This is a genomic window from Legionella rowbothamii (genome assembly GCF_900639985.1).
Lineage (GTDB): Bacteria > Pseudomonadota > Gammaproteobacteria > Legionellales > Legionellaceae > Legionella > Legionella rowbothamii.
The window spans coordinates 43,832-64,169 of record NZ_CAAAIM010000006.1 but is presented as its reverse complement, the minus strand read 5'-3'; the positions used below and the strand labels follow the sequence as shown (position 1 = coordinate 64,169).

Here is a 20,338-nt window from a genome sequence, read left to right as displayed (position 1 = left end):
CCTGGTTGCAAGCAACCAGGGTTTATATTATTTAAACCCATTCGTTATTGGATAACGCCAATCTTTATCAAAGGCTACTGCACTCACTTTGATTCCAGGAGCAGCCTGACGTCGTTTATATTCATTACGTTTAATCATTTGGATGACCTTAGTGACGAGTTCGGGTTTAAATCCATGTTGAATTATCTCTGATGGGCTTAAATTCTTTTCCATGTACGCAACGATAATGGCATCTAAAATTTCATAGTCAGGTAAGCTGTCCTGATCGGTTTGATTATCTCTTAATTCAGCAGAAGGAGGACGAGTAATCACACGTTCAGGGATAACCTGAGACAACGTATTACGATAATGAGCCAGCGCATAGACTTGGGTTTTTAGCACGTCTTTTAAAACCCCAAAGCCCCCACACATGTCTCCGTACAAGGTTGCATATCCTACCGCAGACTCGCTTTTATTCGAGGTGGTTAATACCATTTTTCCAGTCTTATTCGACAAGGCCATTAACAGTAAACCGCGAATTCGAGCTTGTATGTTTTCCTCGGTTAGATCGGTGGGATACCCATCAAATTCAGATTTCAAGGTAGTCATTAAGGCTTCATATGCAGGTTCAATGGATAGCATCGAGTGAGTGACTGCCAAAGCTTTTAGTTCGAGCATCGCATCTACTACGCTCATTTCAGCCGTATAGCGGGAAGGCATAAGTACGGCATGCACTCGTTCTGCTCCTAAGGCATCAACAGCGACTGCTAATGTGAGTGCTGAATCAATACCTCCTGATAAGCCTAATAGAACGCCTGGAAATTGATTCTTATTAACATAATCCCGGGTTCCACAAATTAACGCTTCATAGAGTAATGCTTCTTTTGTTGGCAGGGGCGCTATAGAACCGGAAAGCTGTTTGTCTTGTAATTTAATCGTGCATAACTCTTCTTTAAACGCGGAGGCACGAGCACAGACAGTGCCTTGTTGGTCTAGGGCAAATGAGTGTCCATCAAATAATAACTCGTCCTGCCCACCAATTTGATTTACATATGCAATAGCAACACCTTGTTGTGCATAGGATTTTAATAAGGCCTCACGTTTTTGATATTTGTGCTCATCAAATGGGGACGCGTTGGGTATGAGGATTATTGAAACACCATGTTCAATTAAGTCTTCGATCGGACCGCGCTGCCAGGCATCTTCACAAATGCAAATACCCACTTGGTAATTATTTATTTTTAGAATACATGGTTTTCTTTCGCCCGCGGTGAAATAGCGTGCTTCATCAAAAATCTCATAATTAGGAAGCTTCTGTTTGTGGTATGTCGTAATTATTTGGCCTTGATGCAAAATGCTCACACTGTTATAGCAGTTTTTTTGATCTATACTTGGATGACCAACTACTACATAACAGTCTTTGGTCACCTCTTGGATTTGTATTAAATGTTCTATCACTGAAAGATGAAATTCATTCCGAAAAAGTAAGTCTTCTGGAGGATAGCCTGTTAAGGCCAGCTCAGGAAAAAGAATGACATCGTGGTCATCTTGCTTGTTTTTTATGATTTCAATAATTTTATCCCGATTGAATGCTAATGCGCCAACAGTGGGATTTATTTGAGCCATAAGAATTCGAAGCGTGTTTTGCATGATATTGAGCGCACTTTGATGATAATAGGCAGTAAATTATTACAAAGTATGCCTAAATGAAAGATATAAGTGTTAATTAGCCTAAAAATTGCATAAAATAAATGCTTTTGGCGAGTACATCCCAAATATTATGTTAAATGAAGCACTATCAAAGATGCCAGAAGCGTTTGAGGCGAAAATATTATTGCGTGGGCAAGAGTATTTTGAGAATGGCCATGTGCTGAATATTCGTTTCAGTGAGGGCCTTTTAAAAGGGCGCGTTAAAGGCAGTTCCAGCCAGATTTATGATGTGCACATGGATTTAAAAGCCTGGCCTGGAAAACGTGCGAGTTGCACCTGTGCCTCACATATCAACTGCAAGCATGCTGCTGCCTGTTTATTTGCTTTACGCGACCAAACCAATATGGTATCACAACCTGCAAATAAGCTAGATAAACGTTTAGACAGTTGGTTAAAAAATCTACGTGCTCAAGAGGCCTCGGTGGTTAAGACCCATGAGTCCACTCATCAGTTAACCTATTTAATCGAACTTAGACTTGATGGCTATGAGCATAAAGTAATCGTTAAATTGGCTTTAGCTAAGTTATTAAAACGGGGTGGTTATGGAAAGATGATCACCTTTAACAGCCTTGCTGAGTCGAAGAAGCAGCACTTTATTGGCGATGATAATGAATTGGTCGCTCAATTATTGTTTAAATGCGGTGTTACCGGCTGGTTTGATTCATTAAGCATTCGTAATAGTGAATTATTAGCACGAATTATTGCTACAGGCAGGGCTTTTTTTGCTCATGATCAAGAGCATGCTATTCATATGGGTGAAACATATGATGGTACATGCCAATGGGTTTTGGCACAAAACGGTAGCCAGAATTTATTGTTGATGCATGAGGATGAACCCGTTAGCCCTTTACTATTAGATGAGAGTTGGTATTTTGATTATGATGAAGGAGTCTTGGGGTATTTAAAAACTCCTTACCCAATAAAGCAGCTCGGGCATTTATTAGAAGCACCACCTATTTCCATTGAGCAAGCGCCATTACTCGCGAAAAAAATGGAGCAAACTTGCCCCGAGTTTCCTGTACCCCAAGTATTTACTATTCAGGAAACACGCCAAGTTAAGCCTACCCCCATGTTGATTCTAGATGCAGTAAATGAGGAGCAGGAAGGACCATCTTGGTTTTATGATGATGAGGAATTGAACGCTTTATTTATTTCACGGGTTTTTTTCAATTATAATCAATCAAAAATAGCGCTTAACGAAGACTGTGATACGGTCGTTACTCAAGAAAATGGCATTTTAATTCGTTACCAACGCGATAAAAATTTCGAAGCGGAAAAGCTAAATGAACTACATCAAATTCTTAAATTGAGAGTGCCTAAAGGTTGGGAAAAGGCGCAGTGGGATAAAACCGGGCAAGCTGATTTCATATTAGAAAATATTACCCAAGCTTCAGACTTAGAGTTTCTTTACAGCCAAGCGGTACCTTTATTAACACACCGGGGCTGGCAGGTTGATATGATCAGCTCATTGTATCAGCAAGTTGTTAGTGCTGATGATGTGGAGTGGTTTTCTGATTTGCATGAGGGTAGTGGCACCGACTTCTTTTCTTATCAGTTAGGTATCTTAGTCGAGGGTAAGTCAGTCAGTATCGTTCCTTTGGTTGCTGATTTAATCCAGCATTACAAAGCAGGGGAGTTGGATGGTCTTCCGGATGAGCAATTAGTTAAATTACCTTTAGATGATGGGCGCGCTTTGCAGTTAGAAATGGGGCGTATTAAACCATTGGTACGTTTACTTGTGCAATTCGGTTTACGTCATATAGATGAAAATCAACATCTACAAATTAACAAATACCAACTGATCTTGATGCAGGAAGCTGAACTCGCGCTTGCGGCCACAAAGTCACGTTGGCAAGGTGCTGAAATGTTACGCGATGAACTCAAGCGCCTGGTTAAGTTAATCGACATCCCGGAGGTTTCGGTTCCCCAAGGGTTGCAAGCACAATTAAGAGATTACCAACGTCAAGGATTAAATTGGATACAGTTTCTGCGTACAAGCAGTTTCAGCGGTATTTTAGCTGATGATATGGGCTTGGGAAAAACGATTCAAACGTTGACGCATTTGCTTTATGAAAAAGAGCAGGGTCGTACACGAACCGCTACATTAATTATTGCCCCCACCAGTTTAGTTGGCAATTGGGAGGCAGAGGCTCGACGTTTTACTCCTGCATTAAAAGTATTAGTTTATCATGGCAGTGAGCGGCATCAGGATAATTTTGACGATTACGATTTGGTTATTTCTACTTACGGACTCATTCATCGAGATAAAGAAAAATTTGTGAGTTATCCCTTCTATTATCTCATTTTGGATGAGGCTCAATTTATCAAAAATGCGCGTACAAAAACAACGCAGATTATCCAGCAATTGCATGCGGCGCATCGTTTATGCCTCACAGGAACACCGTTAGAAAATCATTTAGGCGAATTATGGTCATTATTTCACTTTTTAATGCCAGGTTTATTAGGTGATCCGAAACAATTCAGACTTTGGTTTAGAAATCCGATAGAAAAACATGCCGATGTGCATCGACGTGAAGTTTTAGTTAATCGAGTAAAGCCCTTTATTCTAAGACGGACCAAAAACCAGGTTGCTCGTGAATTGCCACCGAAAACGGAAATGACTCGTACTATTGAAATTATTGGGCCACAACGTGATCTTTATGAAGCCATTCGCATGAGCATGGAGAAAAAGGTTCGTGATGCAATTGTGAAGCAAGGCTTAGGCAAAAGTCACATTATTATTCTTGATGCCTTATTGAAACTACGCCAGATTTGCTGTGATCCACGTTTATTATCATTACCTGAAGCAACTATAGCCCATGGTACTTCGGCTAAGCTCGAGACCTTAATGGAGCTACTCGATAATTTAGTGGAAGAGGGTAGGCGGGTGCTCGTTTTCTCTCAATTTACGTCCATGCTGCAATTAATCGAAAATGAGTTGCATGCACGGAATTATGATTATTTAAAGCTTACCGGACAAACACAAAACAGACAGGCTTTAGTTGAGCGGTTTCAGGAAGGAAAGACCCCGGTGTTTTTAATTAGTTTAAAAGCAGGGGGGACTGGATTGAACTTAACGCGTGCGGATACCGTAATTCATTATGATCCCTGGTGGAATCCGGCGGTCGAGGATCAAGCTACAGATAGGACACATCGTATTGGTCAGGTAAATCCAGTGTTTGTTTATAAGCTGATTACTTCAGGTACGGTTGAAGAAGCCATTTTAGGTATGCAGGAGCGTAAACGTCTATTGGTGGATGGGATTTTATCTGCAGATCCAGCTAAGGCGATGAGTTTAAGTGAAGAGGATATCGAGCAGTTTTTTGCGCCGTTGTAGGTTGAACCTTGCTTCCCGCCAAGGCTTCGTAGCACATTAGAGCCCCATGTTGGGCCATGGACCTAATCTACAAGTCTAGCCTCGTTTTTGATGGGTTTTAAAACAGTCCATCATTCAAAAAACATAAAAAATAATGCTTTTTTATTGAAAAACTGGCATAGTCGCAAATCATGGCTTAAGCTATATATGATTGTAATTATGGAGAAAACTATGAAATTATGGAAAGCGATTTGTGGTTTGGTTTTTGCTGTATCATTTATTCCTAGTGCCATTGCTGCATCAGGTTCGCCTGTTGGTCAATGGACAACTATTGATGATAAAACTGGGGCCAAAAGAGCTGTTGTTATGATTTCTGAATCTGGCGGCGTTATAAGTGGTGTTATTCAAAAAGTATACCCACAACCAGGCGATACTGGAGTTTGTGAAAAATGTCCAGGCTCGTTTAAAGGTAAAAAAGTTGCGGGCTTACGTTTTTTATGGGGTTTGAAAAGTGATGGTAACAACGAGTGGAGTGGTGGCTCTATTCTAGACCCTAAATCAGGTAAAGTTTATAAAGCAAAAATGACTCTTGACGGAAATAAACTTCATGTTAGAGGATATTTAGGCGTTTCCTTATTAGGACGCACTCAAACATGGGTTAGATAATTCCCCTAGCCTGGTTGCTTGCAACCAGGTTTTTCTTTTAGAAATCCTCGTTCCAATTAAACCACCGCCCTTAATCAGATGACATCTTAGCAAAAGACCATTACAATAGCCGTTGTTCCAACTCACATTGCCTACGTAACTATGCTTGATCTAAAAAAATCTCAAAAAACCGTTGATCCACTAAGAAGACCCCCTCATTCAGTCGAAGCTGAGCAATCGATTATTGGTGGATTAATGCTGGATAATCAGGTTTGGGATAAAATTAGTACTAAACTATGCGAGGCAGATTTTTACCGCACAGAACATCGTATTTTATTCCGGGCAATTTCCGTATTATCAAAAAAAGACCAACCTTTTGATGTAGTCACTCTTCTTGATACCTTAAAGTCTCATAATGAGCTAGATGATGCCGGTGGTGAAGCTTACTTGTTTGAATTAGCAAATAACACACCTAGTGTGGCGAATGTCAATGCATATGCTGATATTGTGCGAGAAAAATCCGTACAACGACAACTGATTGGGGTGGCTACAGAAATTGCTGATGCAGCTTATAACCCTGAAGGCAGAGAAGTACCTGAATTATTAGATATGGCTGAAACCAAGGTATTTGCAATCGGGGAGCAAACTGGTGGCGATGGGGGTCCTGAAAATATTAAATCCATTTTAGTTCGTACCGTTGAGAAGATTGATGCCTTATACCACAATGGTGATGCGCTCACCGGGGTTGCTACAGGACTTAGTGATTTAGACAAAATGACCTCGGGTTTACAACCCTCTGATTTGATTATCGTTGCGGGCCGTCCTTCTATGGGTAAAACCACCTTAGTAATGAACATGGCAGAGCATGTTGCGATTAAGTCTGGGAAGCCAGTAATCGTCTACTCAATGGAGATGCCCTCGGATTCATTAGCTATGAGGATGATGTCTTCTTTAGGACGTATTGATCAGCACAAGATAAGAACCGGAAAGCTTGATGATGATGATTGGCCTCGGGTAACTTCTGCGGTACATATGTTGTCTGAAGCATCATTATTTATTGATGATACCCCAGCGTTAAGCCCCTCGGAAATGCGGGCCCGCTCGCGCCGTGTAGCCAAAGAACATGGTTCTGTTGGCTTAATTGTGGTGGATTATCTACAGCTTATGAAAGTACCAGGTTTTAACGCCGAAAACAGAACAGCGGAAATCTCGGAAATTTCACGAAGTTTGAAATCTCTTGCCAAAGAATTGCAAACCCCAGTAATTGCTTTGTCACAGTTAAACCGAAGTTTGGAGCAACGTGCTGATAAACGTCCTGTAATGTCTGACTTAAGGGAATCGGGTGCGATTGAGCAGGATGCGGATTTAATCTGCTTTATTTACCGGGATGAGGTGTATAATGAAGATAGCCCTGATAAAGGAACCGCGGAAATTATTGTTGCAAAACAAAGGAATGGTCCTATTGGAAAAGTCCGTGTAGCGTTTATTGGTAAATATACTCGATTTGAGGATTTAGCATTTAATGGTTATCAAGAGGGTTTCGAATAGTGTCAAGACCGACCCATTTGGTTGTTGATCCCAGTGCTTTATTACATAACCTCGCACAAATAAGACGATTTGCTCCCGGCAAAAAAATAATTACTATGGTTAAAGCCAACGCTTATGGCTGTGGTATTCATGCTGTAGTGCCAGTGCTAGAAGGGCATGTTGATGCGTTTGGTGTAGCCTGTATTGAAGAGGCTATGGTTATTCGCCGCCTGGGTAGTCGTACTCCTTGTATTTTGTTCCAAGGGGTGTTTAGCCCTGATGAATTTAAACTGGTTGCTGAACACCAATTAGGTTGTGTCATGCATCAGCCCCACCAAGTACAATGGTTATTAAATACGCCATTAGATAAGCCTATTAAGTTATGGGTGAAAGTAAATACCGGTATGCATCGCCTGGGTTTTAAGCCTCATGAATTGCAAGAGGTGATGCATGCGTTACAAGCTTGTCCTTGGGTGGATAAAGACATCGGCTTAATGACTCATTTAGCTTGTGCTGATGAGCCTGGGCGTGTGGAAAATTATCAGCAGATTTCTCTTTTTGAACGTATTTCTGTGCCAGGTTTTAGCCAGCGTAGTATGGCCAATTCAGCAGCAATTATTTCTTTTCCCCAAACCCATGCGGATGTCGTTAGGCCCGGTATTATGCTGTATGGGGTCTCACCTTTTGCGGATAAGACAGCAACTGAGTTGGGCTTAGTGCCAGTTATGCGTTTTGTCTCCGCGATTAGTGCGGTTTATGAGAACCCTCCTTTTGCACAAGTAGGGTATGGGGGTGTTTGGAGTAGCCTAAAACCTTCACGAATTGGTATTATTGCTGCGGGCTATGGGGATGGTTATCCGCGTCATATTGCTGCGAATACGCCCGTTTGGGTGCAGGGTAGGGAAGTACCTATTGCAGGTCGTATTTCTATGGATATGATGGCTGTTGATTTAACGGGACATCCTGATGTTCAGCCCGGAGCTCCAGTTGAGCTGTGGGGAGCTCATATTTTAGTAGAGCGTATTGCTCAAGCCGCGGGAACAATTGCTTATGAATTGTTATGCCAAATTTCAGAGCGCGTGCGTCATTCTTAGCTTAGAACCAGCCCCTTGTTAAAAGGATATGGATCATAATCACCCAGGGTGTTAGAATGGTGTCGATTTTTTAACCCTTAAATCTGGTGACAATCATGAAAAAGTTAACTGTTGCATCCTTATCTTTGTCTTTCTTACTCGTTGGTTGTACCGGAGTGAATAATGAAGGCATAGGCGCCCTTTCTGGTGGTGTCGTTGGTGGATTGCTCGGTAGCCAATTTGGTAGTGGCGGTGGTAAAGTCGCTGCAGCAGCTGGTGGTGCGCTTATCGGTGCTGTTTTAGGTGGCCAAATTGGGAGAAGCATGGATAAAGTGGACCAAATGCAAATGCAAAGGGCATTGGAAACTGCGCCGACAGGTAGAGCAGTTAATTGGTCAAACCCAGATACTGGATATCGTTATACCGTTCAACCTACTAGAACTTACTATCATGAGCACCATCATGAGCGTTTACCTTGTCGTGAATATACTACAAAAGCATGGATTGATGGGCGAACTCAGCTTCTCCGAGGTAGCGCTTGTCGCCAACCTGATGGAAGTTGGCACGTAGTGAACTAGTAGTTAGCGAATATAAACATCGCGAAACCAACAACATCGTGGTCATTGCGAACGCAGTGAAGCAACCAGGTACTGAGCATTAACGAAGTATCACTCTGGGTTGTTTCGCCAAGGCTCGCAATGACGAAATCCGCAATAAGCTATTCAGCTGCCGGGTTATTCTTAACCTCTTTCACTCCTTTGTCACAACAAGCACAACCACAATTGCTAAACTTATTGTATAACCATGCAATAAGAAAACCCATAATGAAGGAATCAATAAATGCAATAACCGCTCCTAGGATACTTCCCTTAATCGATGGCGTATATCCTGGATATAAATTTCCCATTGTTATAACAAAATCATGTCCATAGGCATAATAAGTAGCAATTAAGCCTAGCAATAATATGGATATTCCCCAAAGTATACCAAAAGCTAGACCCAAACCTACAGGGTTTAATCTGCAACCACTCATAATTATCTCCATATAAAAAGGCCTCATGTGGAAAAGAGGCTGTGTTGGTTTATGGGTGGTTCACAATTAAACCTGTTTGCTAGCCAGCCCCAGAGGCATAAAATGCCTCTTGTAGGAGTATAGCTCTACTTTGTGTCAAGTAGTAGTTTTTGACAAATTGAAAAATATTGTGCTTCTAATTGATGTAGATCGATTAAAGAAACACATTCGTTGACTTGATGGATTGTGGTATTAACAGGACCTAATTCAATCACTTCCACGCCATAAGGAGCAATGAAACGACCGTCAGAAGTACCACCACTAGTTGACAATTCGGGAGTAAAGCCTGATTGCTCCAGAATCGCTTGTTGAGTACTTTCTAACAGAGTGCCCTTGGCGGTTAAAAAGGGCTCTCCACTTAAACGCCAGTTGATGCAAGGACTAAGGCCGAACTCATTAAAGGTTGCTATGACTTGCTCCTTTAAGGTCTCTTGAGTTTGCTCTGTAGAATAGCGGAAGTTCAAGTGCATGTTGAGCTCTCCGGGAATAATATTCGGAGCTTGGCCTCCCGAGCTAATGGAGGTTATTTGCATTGATGTTGGTGGGAAATAAGCATTGCCCTCATCCCAATGAATGGTGGATAATTTAGCTAAAGCAGGACTTATTTTATGAATGGGGTTTTCTGCTAAATGTGGATAGGCTACGTGTCCTTGTTTTCCATGCAGACAGATTTTTGCACTTAACGAACCCCGTCTACCAATTTTAAGCACGTCCCCAACATGGGCAGTACTGGAAGGCTCACCAACAATGCAGTAATCAATATGAATCCCTTGTTTTTGCAATCGCTCCATAACATAAGGTGTTCCTAAGTCATAATCATCACCTTCTTCACCGCTGGTAATAAGAAAGCCTAATCGTGCTGGAAAATCAGGGTAGGCTTCGACGAAACGTTTTGCCATGAGTAGCATACAAGCAAGGCTGCCTTTCATATCTGCAACGCCGCGGCCATAAAGCATGCTGTCTTTATCTACCAAAACAAAGGGATCAGTATGCCATTTTGATTCATCACCAATAGGAACCACATCGGTATGACCTGCAAATACTAATAAAGGTCCACTGTTTCCATAAAGGGCAAAAAAATTAGATACAGGGCCATTATTCATGCGCTCACAACTAAATCCTGAATCCTGCAAGAATTGAATCATAAATTCCTGACACCCGGCATCATCTGGAGTAATCGATGGGAAATTAATGAGCTCAGCCAGTAGCTCCTTTATTTTACTCATAATTTAGTTTGCTCTTAGTAATTCATTAATACTCACTTTCGCCCGCGTTTTTTCATCCACCTGTTTTACAATTACTGCACAATACAGGCTATGACTTTTATCTTCGCTGGGTAAGCTTCCGGCAACAACTACGGAACCTTCAGGAATGCGGCCATAGGTAATTTCTCCAGTCAGGCGATTGTAGATTTTAGTACTTTGCCCTAGATAGACACCCATGGATAGTACGGAATTGCGCTCTACAATGACCCCTTCCACCACTTCGGAACGCGCCCCGATAAAGCAATTATCTTCAATAATGGTTGGATTTGCTTGCAAGGGTTCTAATACGCCACCAATTCCAACACCTCCGGAAAGATGAACATTCTTACCAATTTGCGCACAGGAACCTACGGTCGCCCAAGTATCAACCATTACGCCCTCATCAATATAGGCGCCAACATTCACATAGGAGGGCATTAAGATACTGTTTTTAGCAATATAAGCTCCTTTGCGCACCATCGCATGAGGTACAACGCGGACACCAGTTTGCTGAAATTGCGCTTCGCTATAACCTTGATACTTTAGCGGGACTTTGTCGTAAAACTGACAAAATCCGGCATCGACAATTTGGTTAGGAAATAATTTAAATGATAAAAGGACGGCTTTTTTAATCCATTGATGCACAACCCAGTCACCATTTATTTTTTCTGCAACGCGGTACTGGCCACTATCCAGGCAAGAAAGTACTTCATTTACTGCCGCAATGAGCTCGGGAGTTGCAGTATTCATGGACAAGGTCTGGCGCTGTTCAAAAGCTTGTTCAATAATGGTTTGTAACGTATGCATATGTTTTTCCTATAAAGATAAGATATTTACCCCTGCCCATCATCCCTTACTATATTCAGGATGCCGCATATATTTTGGATGGCGTAATTGTTTCTTAAGTTAACGCATTGTGTAAATCAGATTGTAAATCTTCTACGTGCTCAATACCTACAGAAAGGCGAATAAAGCCATCTTCAATACCTAAGGCTTTGCGTTGCTCTGGTGGAATAGAGGCATGCGTCATAATCGCTGGGTGTTCAATTAAGCTTTCAACTCCGCCTAGGCTTTCAGCAAGCGTGAATAATTCACAGCGGGATAAAAAGCGTTTAGCCTCTTCGATACCCCCGTCGATTACCATGGAAATCATGCCGCCAAAACCCTGCATTTGCTCTTTGGCTAATTGGTGTTGGGGATGGCTGGCAAGGCCTGGGTAGATTACTTTGCGTACTTTAGGATGTGAACTTAGCCAGTTTGCTAAGTGTTCTGCATTTTCACAATGTCTTTGCATACGTAAGGATAGAGTTTTTAGGCTTCGCAGCACTAAAAAGCTATCAAATGGGCCGGCAATGCCTCCACAGGAGTTTTGTAAGAATGCCATACGCTCAATAAGATCGGCATTGTCGCCAACAACAACGACACCACTAATTACATCGGAATGACCATTTAAGTATTTAGTTGCGGAATGCATTACAATATCAAAACCTAACTCAATTGGACGTTGAATCCATGGGGTAGCAAAGGTATTGTCGGCCACAGTAATTAGGTTATGTCGTTTTCCAATCGCTGCGATTTCCCGTAAATTAGCTAGTTTTAGCATTGGATTGGAAGGAGTTTCTACCCAGATTAAGCGCGTTTTAGGAGTAATTGCAGCTTCAATGTTGCGCACATCAGTCATATCTACAAAAGAAAAAGATAAATTGGAAGTACGAGTTTTTACTTTATCGAATAAACGAAAAGAACCACCATAAAGGTCGTCTGTAGCAATCACATGGTCTCCGGCATCGAGCAGGTCAATCACGGTATTTATGGCCGCCATTCCCGAGCCAAAAGCAAAACCGCGTTGACCTGATTCCAAGCTAGCAATACAGCCTTCATAAGCTGAGCGGGTCGGATTTTGCGTGCGGGAATATTCATACCCTTGATGAACTCCTGGCGCACTTTGTCGGTAAGTAGATGTGGCATAAATAGGGGTCATTACTGCGCCGGTACTTGGGCATGGTTCTTGGCCAGCATGAATAGCTCGTGTATCGAAGTGATTCTTTTTCATTCAATATATTCCTTATAGGTCATCGTCAGTATTCTAGTGGGGTAATTTACTCTAGGCAAGGTACCAATTGATGCTAAATTTAAAGTGAATGGAAGCCTTTGTCTTTAATTATTGGCTTTTGGAGTATTTTGTTCTCAATAATTTTGATTTCTTTTGATTTTATGCGATTCTTATTCGGAAATCGCGTTTAATCCAAGGTTTAGGAAACTATGAAGGTTGATTTTCATTATTTATGGTCAGGCAAATATGCACAATGGATTGCCATTGCTTTAATTTCCTTTTTTTCTTTATTGATTATTATTGAGTTTTTTTCACTAAGACTTTCACCAATTAAAGTTCAAGTAGCTCCTGAAACGGGTAGAAGATCGATTCCAATTGCCCAGAAAGATGATTCTTTTGATGCCATTATTAAGGCATCCCTTTTCGGTGTTTATGTTTCCAATGATTTGAGTGATGGTAGCGTCAAAAAATCCATGTTAAATGTTACTTTGGTAGGAATCCTATTTGCTGGTAATATGGATGACTCACAAGTGATTATTCGTGCTGCAAATGGGGAAGAGAAGACCTATAAAATAGGCGATACCATTCCAGGAGATGCAGTAATTAAGCGAATTACTGCTAATGGGGTACTTGTTGAGCGTCAGGGGGCTTTGGAAAGTTTGAGTTTACCCAAAAATGAATTAACCTTTGAGCCGGTAGCTAAGCCTTTAAAAGGGGAATAGATTAGATGAGACATGCTTTAAAATTATTAATTGTAGTACTGTTTATTCCCGCATTAGCTGCTTGTCTGACAAGCACCACCAATTTACGCGAGGGTATTACCAGTTTTCGTGTCGAGAATTACCGAGCAGCGTTTATACGTTTGAAACCAGAAGCTAAAAAAGGACAACGTGACGCGCAGTATGCTGTTGGTTATATGTATTATTACGGTAAGGGTGTGGTCGAGGATCGTAAAAAAGCGTGGTTTTGGATCACCGCTGCGGCAAATGCGGGTCAACCTGATGCTATAGTTGCGGCGAGAATGCTGGATGGGAATATGAATACTCCCGTGGTTAATCCAAAGGTTTATTAAAAGAGGGAAAACAATCTGTACTGCTTTAATGTAAGCTGGGCTGTAAAGCAGCTCAGCATTGGGAGTAGAGCGGACGGGATTTGCTGGGTCTTACTTTACAGTCCACCCTATGCGGTTGATTTTATTATCAATCTAATAAAGACAAAATCTTGCTCGTCGGCTTAGCCAATCCCAATGAACTTAAATGTTCTTTTGCAAACCACTGGCCTTTAGGCTCAGCCAATTTTGCTCCTAATGCTTTAGTTTTAATCCTCAGTGCATTTATTTCTAAAAGAAAATGACTAAAACGATGTTTAAACGCAATTAAATGTTGCGGCGATTCGCCGTTTAAATCATATTCCATCTTGATAAAATCAAGAGGGCATTTGCCTTCATCTAAACTAGGTAAACACCACAAACCACCCCATAACCCAGAAGGACCTCTTTTTTCCAAATAGATTTTGTCCTCGTCATTACATAAAACTAATAGTTGTTGTTGCTGTACAGGTACTGGTTTTTTTACTTTTTTGGTTGGATATAAATGTTGCTCTCTATATTTTAATGCCAAGCAATGATCTTGTACTGGGCATTGTTGGCAATCCGGATTTTTAGTGGTGCAACAAGTAGCTCCTAAATCCATAATTGCTTGAGTGTAATCCGCACATTGCTCTTGAGGCATACAGGAATCAGCAAGCTGCCATAATTGTTTTTTAATTGCAGCTTGTTCAGGATGTCCCTTAATCGCAAAAAAACGCGTTAAAACTCGTTTAACATTCCCATCTAAAATCGCCGTAGGCTGATTAAAGGCTTGCGATAAAATCGCTGCTGCTGTTGAGGCCCCAATTCCTGGTAATGCATGAACTAGTTCAAGTTGATTAGGAAAAATCCCTTGATACTCAGAAGCAATAATTTGAGCTGTATGATGAAGATTACGTGCTCGGCTGTAATAGCCTAATCCAGACCACAAGGAAAGGACCTCATCTTCATGAGCCTGAGCTAAATCGTTAATACTTGGAAAGCGCGCCATAAAACGTTCGAAATAAGGGATAACTGTTTGTACTTGCGTTTGTTGCAGCATCACTTCAGAAATCCACACTCGATAAGGACTACGTGGTAATTGCCAGGGCAGGTTTTTGCGCCCATGGTTAGCAAACCATTCAAGCAAAGGCTTGGTAAATTGCTCAGGTAATTTATTCACTTAAATCATTGTCTAGTTAATCAGCCAAGATAATATCTTAATTTTAATATGATTAATACCTGAACACGATGCAGAAAAAATTTTAAAATTAATTCGCGAACTCTTGGTCCATGGTCTATCGTTTTATTAAGAGCAGTTTACATTTCTACTGTTTCGAAATGTAAATTGCTCCTAGGACCAGCTAATACTATTTAAAGTCCCCTCATCCGCGGAGAAAAATTCATCGCAGAGAGGTTTTTTTTTTGTGATTTATGTAGAAGATACAGATAAGGAGATAATTATGCGCCAAAAATCATATGAAATAATAGTCTTAAAGCCTACGGCTGTTTTTTTATCATTTCTGGCGTCTCAATTACCAGAAGTTAAATTACCCGATCTGCGTTTATTGCAAATCGACAATACGGCCTACACTATTCCAAAACAAACTTCAGATGATGCTCTCCTTAATGAAATAGAAAAGCGTTTTCCTGAAATGTTCCGTCATGAAATTGCTCGGTGGTTAGGGGACAGTGTTCGTTCTGAAATTGAAACTAATTTTTTAGATTTTCTTTGCTGTTTCCGATTTGAATTGCATAACCATATTATTTTGATGGAGGCTTCCATCGAAGAGGGAAACCAATTACTACTCTTCAAACCCCGTACGGCGTTACTTAATTGGTTAAAATCAACCGCTGAAGGTCAAAATGAGCTGGTTGAGGTAATTGAACGAGTACACTTATCTAATTTAGAAGAAAATGCCACTGTGATGGTGAAGAACTTTTCTAATTTAACGGAAATTAAGCCCTTTATTAAAAGTTATTATCAGCCGATATTTTCAACCGCAATGACTCGCATTAGCAATCAATCTGAGCAATGGCCCTTGATTGATTCATTTCATCAGTTTAATGAGTATTTTGCAGTTGAAATACATACTCAACTGATTCATTTGTATTAGTAAGGAGTGGATTATGGATCCGATGGTTATAGGCCTTATTTGTGCAGCAGTATTTGGGACAGTGATGGTCGCATCTGCATTTGTCAGACAATTATTACTAAGTAGAGATAAAAAATTAAATGATGAAGCACAAAGTAGGGCATTAGCGCAGGAAGCGAGCGAGTTAGAGAAAATCCGAATGCAAATGCAAAATGAAAAGCGTTTTACAGCACATTATCAAATGCTTGGTGAAAATAAGGACGCGATTAAGTATTTGGATAATCAAATCGAAGAGCTTTTAAATAAAAAAACAGAACTCATAGAACGTTATGCTCAAGCAACCATTAAAGAGTCTGGGGTGATTATTTCTAGTGGGGAGGTTTCTCCAGAACGTAAGTCAATCTGTGATAAATTAAGAGATGCAATTGATAAAAAGATCGCATTTTATGACAGCGAGTTGCAGCTATTACAAAAGCGAAGGGCTATATTATGGGATACGCATGCCGATTTTGAGCGGTATCTGTTAAATCAAGAGAAAGCGAGCAACGTCAATTTGGATAATATTTACAAGCAACATTCTGCCTTATTAGAGAAAGTTTATTTACGTCATATTGATGATACAGAGGTGGTGGCGGTGAAGCTTATTGATGCAGGTACCATGTCGTTTAAAGACATGCTGATGGCACCCATACAATTTTTGATGCAATTTTTTGGGGCCGGTAATGCCTTACCTAGTATTGCTGTGGTGCAAACTCGAGTGGAACATAGTGCCAGACAAGAAGTAGAGCGAGTAGAAAATGACATTAATAATCCTGAAGAACGCTCTAACCAACATCTTCGAGTATTTGATGAACAAAATGGCCAGGGAAGTGAGATTAAAAATACTTCAGTTTCCTTTGCCTTATAACTAAGGATTAAGTTGTGCTTTTAAGCCAAGTGGTGACATTTTGCCCAATGTATAATACAATCTCCTTGCATTAAAGGGATGCATACAATTTTATAATTGCTGTGGAGTATTACAACAATGAGGCAACATCGCTTAGGATTTATTTTAGGTGTTATTTTAGCTGTGCCTGCGTACAGCGTTAATGTAAATGCACTTCTTCCAGATGAACAGAATACGGTACAAGTATTTCAACAAGCATCACCCAAAGTGGTCTATGTTCATCGCTTGGCAACTGTGACTAATCATTATTCATTCAAGAAAATGCAGGTTCCTGATGGTTCTGGTTCAGGAATCATTTGGGATAATCAAGGTCATATTGTTACAAATTATCATGTAATTAAAGGTGCGGATAAACTGGCTATTACTTTGGGGAATATGACGGTTCCTGCACGAGTAGTTGGTTCTGAGCCACGTAAAGACATTGCGGTATTACAAGTGAAATCACCAAATGCTTTATCCACGCTAAAATCATTTAAACCTTTTGAAGTCGTACATCTTGTTGATTTGATTGTGGGACAAAAGGCTATTGCAATTGGTAATCCTTATGGTTTAGATCACAGTTTGTCTAAAGGGGTTATTTCGGCATTAGGTAGACAAGTTCCAGGTATTGGTGGGGTGACTATTCGTAATATGATCCAAACAGATACGCCAATTAATCCAGGTAATTCTGGTGGTCCCTTATTAAATAGTGCTGGGCAATTAATCGGTATGAATACCATGATCTTTTCGCGCTCAGGGGCTTCTGCTGGAATTGGATTTGCTGTGCCGGCTGATGATATTCAACGGATTGTGTCACAAATTATCAAGCATGGGCGTGTTGTGTTATCGGGAATAGGTATTCATAGCGTTGCACCTAATGTGGCGCATCGTTTAGGTGTCCACAAGGGTATATTGGTTGCTGAGGTACTTCCTCGCACACCTGCATCACAAGCGCATTTGCAAGGCACTCATCGCGATCCATGGGGACGCACGGTGATAGGTGATGTGATTGTTGCCCTTAATGGTCATTCAGTTAATAATTATGATGAACTCTATAATTTGTTGACTGATATTAAGGTTGGTGAAAAAATCACTGTATCAGTACAGCGTGGCAATAAACAGATGGATGTGGCTATGAAAACTATTGATATTGCTGGAGCATAATTTAGTTTTTCCTCATCCTTCCAAAGCACACCATCTTGGACGCAGGCTCTCCTGCGTTCGGGATGACGTAGCAACTATTTAAGGAGATAGGGATGTTACTTAATAAAGAAGAGTCATTATTATTATTAATCGATGTGCAAGAAAAACTTACCCCTGCTGTAATGAACAGCGAGTCCCTCATTTCTCAGTGTGAGTGGCTTTTAAAACTAGCTCACAAACTGTCAGTTCCAATTTTAGTCAGTGAACAATACCCCAAAGGGCTTGGCGCAACGGTCGCTCCACTTAAGGAATATTTCGATTCGCAAGAATGTATTGATAAAGTTCATTTTTCTTGCATGAGTGATGTAAATTATGTTCAACGCTTAAAACAATTTCATAAAAAACAATTCATTCTAATCGGAATGGAAGCCCATGTGTGTGTGTTGCAAACTGCTTTGGAAATGAAAGAGCAGGGTTTCGATGTTTTTGTTGTTGTTGATGCGGTTAGTAGCCGAGGAAAAAACAATTTAAAATTTGGTTTGAAACGTATGCAGCAAGCAGGTGTTCATTTAGTTACATCAGAAATGGTATTTTTTGAGTGGGTAAGAAAGGCCGGCACACCTGAGTTTAAAGAGTTAAGTAAAAAGTTTTTGTCCTAATTTTCTTTCGAACCTAGTCTGTATCAAACGAAGTCGCAATATGGGATGTCGAGATTTAATCCCCGTATTAGGCTACGCTAATACGTCCCTCGTTCGGGAATACAGTACACGTTTATAATAATGGAGAAGTTATAGTGAATTTTACAAATCAAGTAGCATTAATTACTGGTGGTGCTTCAGGCATGGGAAAGGCGTGTGCTCAGTATTTGCAGCAACGAGGAATGCGAGTAGCTATTTGGGATAAACAAGCAGATCCTCAAAGTGAGGCCGATTTATTTATTAATTGTGATGTGACCAGTGATGCCTCCGTGGAAGAGGCAATGCAGCAGACTATTGCTCAACTTGGTGTGCCACGAGTTTGTATTAACTGTGCGGGGATAGCCCCAGCTAAACGGATTGTTGGTAAAGACGGAGCAATGCCTTTGGCTGCGTTTAAGCAAGTTATTGACGTGAATCTTATTGGAACATTTAATGTAATGCGAGTTGCGGCACATGCAATGTCTACATTGGAGTTGGATAGCAAATCACAAGAACGAGGGGTTATCATTAATACTGCATCAATTGCAGCATATGAAGGGCAGATAGGTCAGGCAGCTTATAGTGCTTCAAAGGGGGGAATTGTTTCCATGACCTTGCCTGCTGCACGAGAATTAGCTCAATTTGCCATTCGTGTAAATACAATCGCTCCAGGATTGATTGGTACTCCATTATTACTGAATATGCCCCAAGAAGTTCAAGATAATTTGATTTCAACAATGACCTTTCCTAAACGTTTTGGCCAACCTGAGGAATTTGCTGCTTTAGTAGGGCATATCATTGAAAATGGAATGATGAATGGAGAAGTTATTCGTTTAGATGGCGCACTACGTATGCGGTAGGCAGTAAGGGACGCTACGTGCTTCTAGGTTGGGTCCAAGACTCAACCTAGAAGCCTATGTGTTATTCAAATCAAGCTTCTTCGTGATGTCGATTAGTATCGTTTGAAGAGGATAAATTGCCGTGAGCATTATAAACACTCACTGCATCAGGTTTATTCCCTGAGAGGGCATTAACAAGTTCCTGACGAACATAAAGATTATTCGCAATCACTTGGCCATTTACGGTATTTAGTTCGCGACAACGAGTTAACGCATGAGCAAGTTTGCTATTTAGTGTTTTTACTAAGTTTATTTCAGCTTCTGGGCATTCTCTGAGAAACGCATTTAAGGCATCTGCTGCATTGGCTGTTTGGTTCGTAGAGTTAATCATCTCCATACGCTGCTTCGCACTGTTCTCTAATTTATTAGATAAGTCTTGTTTTTTGCTGGCGCACTCTTCCATTTGAGCATATTGGCGAGTTTCCAAAAGTCCTTTTTCTTCGGCTAATAAACCATTAAGTGACTCAACCCAAGAAATTTCTTGTTCTAAATGCTTGCATAATGCTTTTACTTTGTCGTTATTCATATAACTACCTTAATTTACGCCATTTCAGTATTATTTAACATTTTTGCAGCAATCTTGTCACTATTAATTTGGTAATTACCTAATTCAATTTCAGCTTTGAAATAGAGGACACGAGCCTCATTAACTTCTGGAACTGTCTCTAAGGATTTTTTAATCGCTTCAAGCTGTTTGGTGGTATTGCTGATGCTAACGTTGTCATCAAACGATGAAGAACCCTCAGCTAAAATTTTATTAATTTCAAGCTGTTTGCTTTTCAAACGGTTGTCTGACTCTATAGGTTTTACATGAGTAGCATCACTAATTTGATTAAACATAAACTTATCCTCACGTTGTTTTGTGTTTAGTTCATACTGATGACCTATAGTTAGCAGTCCTAAAAATTGCATC

Annotated in this window: 20 protein-coding genes; 12 read left to right on the top strand and 8 right to left on the bottom strand. The window is 40.6% G+C overall.

Features of this window, described 5'->3' with window-relative positions; translation table 11 throughout:
* Positions 1 to 27 precede the first annotated feature (27 nt).
* Positions 28 to 1,629 (bottom strand): NAD+ synthase, encoded by a 1,602-nt coding sequence (locus tag E1P08_RS11080; RefSeq protein WP_133137092.1) that lies wholly within the window; start codon positions 1,627 to 1,629, stop codon positions 28 to 30.
* A 130-nt stretch (positions 1,630 to 1,759) separates the two neighbouring features.
* Between E1P08_RS11080 and E1P08_RS11075 the strand changes: the two genes are divergently transcribed.
* The 5 genes from E1P08_RS11075 (at position 1,760) to E1P08_RS11055 (ending at position 8,828) form a co-directional block, all read left to right on the top strand.
* Complete coding sequence (locus tag E1P08_RS11075) at positions 1,760 to 5,026, top strand: DEAD/DEAH box helicase (protein WP_133137222.1); 3,267 nt, start codon at positions 1,760 to 1,762, stop codon at positions 5,024 to 5,026.
* A 210-nt stretch (positions 5,027 to 5,236) separates the two neighbouring features.
* Positions 5,237 to 5,671: a DUF2147 domain-containing protein gene (locus E1P08_RS11070; protein WP_133137091.1), complete on the top strand. Its 435-nt coding sequence runs from the start codon at positions 5,237 to 5,239 to the stop codon at positions 5,669 to 5,671.
* Positions 5,672 to 5,812: 141 nt separating this feature from the next.
* On the top strand, positions 5,813 to 7,198 hold the full coding sequence (gene dnaB / locus E1P08_RS11065) for a replicative DNA helicase (RefSeq protein WP_133137090.1): 1,386 nt from the start codon (positions 5,813 to 5,815) through the stop codon (positions 7,196 to 7,198).
* Complete coding sequence (gene alr / locus E1P08_RS11060) at positions 7,198 to 8,271, top strand: alanine racemase (RefSeq protein WP_133137089.1); 1,074 nt, start codon at positions 7,198 to 7,200, stop codon at positions 8,269 to 8,271. The genes dnaB and alr overlap by 1 nt, the downstream gene beginning before the upstream one ends.
* Before the next feature lie 95 nt (positions 8,272 to 8,366).
* On the top strand, positions 8,367 to 8,828 hold the full coding sequence (locus E1P08_RS11055) for an RT0821/Lpp0805 family surface protein (RefSeq protein WP_133137088.1): 462 nt from the start codon (positions 8,367 to 8,369) through the stop codon (positions 8,826 to 8,828).
* Positions 8,829 to 8,968: 140 nt separating this feature from the next.
* On the opposite strand, the gene E1P08_RS11050 is transcribed toward E1P08_RS11055, so the two are convergent.
* From E1P08_RS11050 to E1P08_RS11035, 4 genes are all read right to left on the bottom strand, one after another.
* Positions 8,969 to 9,283, bottom strand: a complete 315-nt coding sequence (locus tag E1P08_RS11050; RefSeq protein ID WP_133137087.1) for a bacteriophage holin — start codon at positions 9,281 to 9,283, stop codon at positions 8,969 to 8,971.
* Between the two features lie 125 nt (positions 9,284 to 9,408).
* A complete protein-coding gene (gene dapE, locus E1P08_RS11045) occupies positions 9,409 to 10,548 on the bottom strand; it encodes a succinyl-diaminopimelate desuccinylase (protein ID WP_133137086.1) in 1,140 nt (379 codons plus the stop codon).
* Positions 10,549 to 10,551: 3 nt separating this feature from the next.
* Positions 10,552 to 11,373: a 2,3,4,5-tetrahydropyridine-2,6-dicarboxylate N-succinyltransferase gene (gene dapD, locus E1P08_RS11040; protein ID WP_133137085.1), complete on the bottom strand. Its 822-nt coding sequence runs from the start codon at positions 11,371 to 11,373 to the stop codon at positions 10,552 to 10,554.
* A gap of 94 nt (positions 11,374 to 11,467) precedes the next feature.
* A complete protein-coding gene (locus E1P08_RS11035; protein ID WP_133137084.1) occupies positions 11,468 to 12,619 on the bottom strand; it encodes a trans-sulfuration enzyme family protein in 1,152 nt (383 codons plus the stop codon).
* 209 nt (positions 12,620 to 12,828) lie between these two features.
* On the opposite strand from E1P08_RS11035, the gene E1P08_RS11030 reads away from it, so the two are divergent.
* Positions 12,829 to 13,341 carry a type II secretion system protein N gene (locus tag E1P08_RS11030; protein WP_133137083.1) on the top strand — a complete coding sequence of 171 codons (513 nt, stop codon included), beginning with the start codon at positions 12,829 to 12,831 and terminating at the stop codon, positions 13,339 to 13,341.
* 5 nt (positions 13,342 to 13,346) lie between these two features.
* Positions 13,347 to 13,691 carry an SEL1-like repeat protein gene (locus E1P08_RS11025; protein WP_133137082.1) on the top strand — a complete coding sequence of 115 codons (345 nt, stop codon included), beginning with the start codon at positions 13,347 to 13,349 and terminating at the stop codon, positions 13,689 to 13,691.
* Between the two features lie 127 nt (positions 13,692 to 13,818).
* On the opposite strand, the gene mutY is transcribed toward E1P08_RS11025, so the two are convergent.
* Positions 13,819 to 14,868, bottom strand: a complete 1,050-nt coding sequence (gene mutY, locus E1P08_RS11020; protein WP_133137081.1) for an A/G-specific adenine glycosylase — start codon at positions 14,866 to 14,868, stop codon at positions 13,819 to 13,821.
* Positions 14,869 to 15,148: 280 nt separating this feature from the next.
* On the opposite strand from mutY, the gene E1P08_RS11015 reads away from it, so the two are divergent.
* From E1P08_RS11015 to E1P08_RS10995, 5 genes are all read left to right on the top strand, one after another.
* Complete coding sequence (locus tag E1P08_RS11015) at positions 15,149 to 15,802, top strand: hypothetical protein (RefSeq protein WP_133137080.1); 654 nt, start codon at positions 15,149 to 15,151, stop codon at positions 15,800 to 15,802.
* Between the two features lie 13 nt (positions 15,803 to 15,815).
* Positions 15,816 to 16,688: a hypothetical protein gene (locus E1P08_RS11010; RefSeq protein WP_207387364.1), complete on the top strand. Its 873-nt coding sequence runs from the start codon at positions 15,816 to 15,818 to the stop codon at positions 16,686 to 16,688.
* 117 nt (positions 16,689 to 16,805) lie between these two features.
* A complete protein-coding gene (locus E1P08_RS11005; protein ID WP_133137079.1) occupies positions 16,806 to 17,870 on the top strand; it encodes a S1C family serine protease in 1,065 nt (354 codons plus the stop codon).
* A 92-nt stretch (positions 17,871 to 17,962) separates the two neighbouring features.
* Positions 17,963 to 18,508, top strand: a complete 546-nt coding sequence (locus E1P08_RS11000; RefSeq protein ID WP_133137078.1) for an isochorismatase family protein — start codon at positions 17,963 to 17,965, stop codon at positions 18,506 to 18,508.
* Positions 18,509 to 18,642: 134 nt separating this feature from the next.
* Positions 18,643 to 19,386 carry an SDR family NAD(P)-dependent oxidoreductase gene (locus E1P08_RS10995; protein WP_133137077.1) on the top strand — a complete coding sequence of 248 codons (744 nt, stop codon included), beginning with the start codon at positions 18,643 to 18,645 and terminating at the stop codon, positions 19,384 to 19,386.
* Positions 19,387 to 19,456: 70 nt separating this feature from the next.
* Here the strand turns inward: E1P08_RS10995 and E1P08_RS10990 are convergent, their stop codons facing one another.
* Positions 19,457 to 19,951 (bottom strand): flagella synthesis protein FlgN, encoded by a 495-nt coding sequence (locus E1P08_RS10990; RefSeq protein ID WP_133137076.1) that lies wholly within the window; start codon positions 19,949 to 19,951, stop codon positions 19,457 to 19,459.
* 14 nt (positions 19,952 to 19,965) lie between these two features.
* Entirely contained in the window at positions 19,966 to 20,265 is a 300-nt protein-coding gene (gene flgM, locus E1P08_RS10985; protein ID WP_133137075.1) for a flagellar biosynthesis anti-sigma factor FlgM, read from the bottom strand.
* Positions 20,266 to 20,338 lie beyond the last annotated feature (73 nt).

Excerpts from the sequence above, each read along its gene's own strand:
- E1P08_RS11070 (WP_133137091.1), top strand. The coding sequence starts at position 5,237 with ATGAAATTATGGAAAGCGATTTGTGGTTTGGTTTTTGCTGTATCATTT.
- E1P08_RS10990 (WP_133137076.1), bottom strand. The coding sequence starts at position 19,951 with ATGAATAACGACAAAGTAAAAGCATTATGCAAGCATTTAGAACAAGAA.
- E1P08_RS11050 (WP_133137087.1), bottom strand. The coding sequence starts at position 9,283 with ATGAGTGGTTGCAGATTAAACCCTGTAGGTTTGGGTCTAGCTTTTGGT.
- E1P08_RS11080 (WP_133137092.1), bottom strand. The coding sequence starts at position 1,629 with ATGCAAAACACGCTTCGAATTCTTATGGCTCAAATAAATCCCACTGTT.
- E1P08_RS11010 (WP_207387364.1), top strand. The coding sequence starts at position 15,816 with ATGGATCCGATGGTTATAGGCCTTATTTGTGCAGCAGTATTTGGGACA.
- flgM (WP_133137075.1), bottom strand. The coding sequence starts at position 20,265 with ATGTTTAATCAAATTAGTGATGCTACTCATGTAAAACCTATAGAGTCA.
- E1P08_RS11075 (WP_133137222.1), top strand. The coding sequence starts at position 1,760 with ATGTTAAATGAAGCACTATCAAAGATGCCAGAAGCGTTTGAGGCGAAA.
- E1P08_RS11000 (WP_133137078.1), top strand. The coding sequence starts at position 17,963 with ATGTTACTTAATAAAGAAGAGTCATTATTATTATTAATCGATGTGCAA.
- E1P08_RS11030 (WP_133137083.1), top strand. The coding sequence starts at position 12,829 with ATGAAGGTTGATTTTCATTATTTATGGTCAGGCAAATATGCACAATGG.
- E1P08_RS11035 (WP_133137084.1), bottom strand. The coding sequence starts at position 12,619 with ATGAAAAAGAATCACTTCGATACACGAGCTATTCATGCTGGCCAAGAA.
- dnaB (WP_133137090.1), top strand. The coding sequence starts at position 5,813 with ATGCTTGATCTAAAAAAATCTCAAAAAACCGTTGATCCACTAAGAAGA.
- E1P08_RS11005 (WP_133137079.1), top strand. The coding sequence starts at position 16,806 with ATGAGGCAACATCGCTTAGGATTTATTTTAGGTGTTATTTTAGCTGTG.
- dapD (WP_133137085.1), bottom strand. The coding sequence starts at position 11,373 with ATGCATACGTTACAAACCATTATTGAACAAGCTTTTGAACAGCGCCAG.
- dapE (WP_133137086.1), bottom strand. The coding sequence starts at position 10,548 with ATGAGTAAAATAAAGGAGCTACTGGCTGAGCTCATTAATTTCCCATCG.
- E1P08_RS11025 (WP_133137082.1), top strand. The coding sequence starts at position 13,347 with ATGAGACATGCTTTAAAATTATTAATTGTAGTACTGTTTATTCCCGCA.
- E1P08_RS11055 (WP_133137088.1), top strand. The coding sequence starts at position 8,367 with ATGAAAAAGTTAACTGTTGCATCCTTATCTTTGTCTTTCTTACTCGTT.
- E1P08_RS11015 (WP_133137080.1), top strand. The coding sequence starts at position 15,149 with ATGCGCCAAAAATCATATGAAATAATAGTCTTAAAGCCTACGGCTGTT.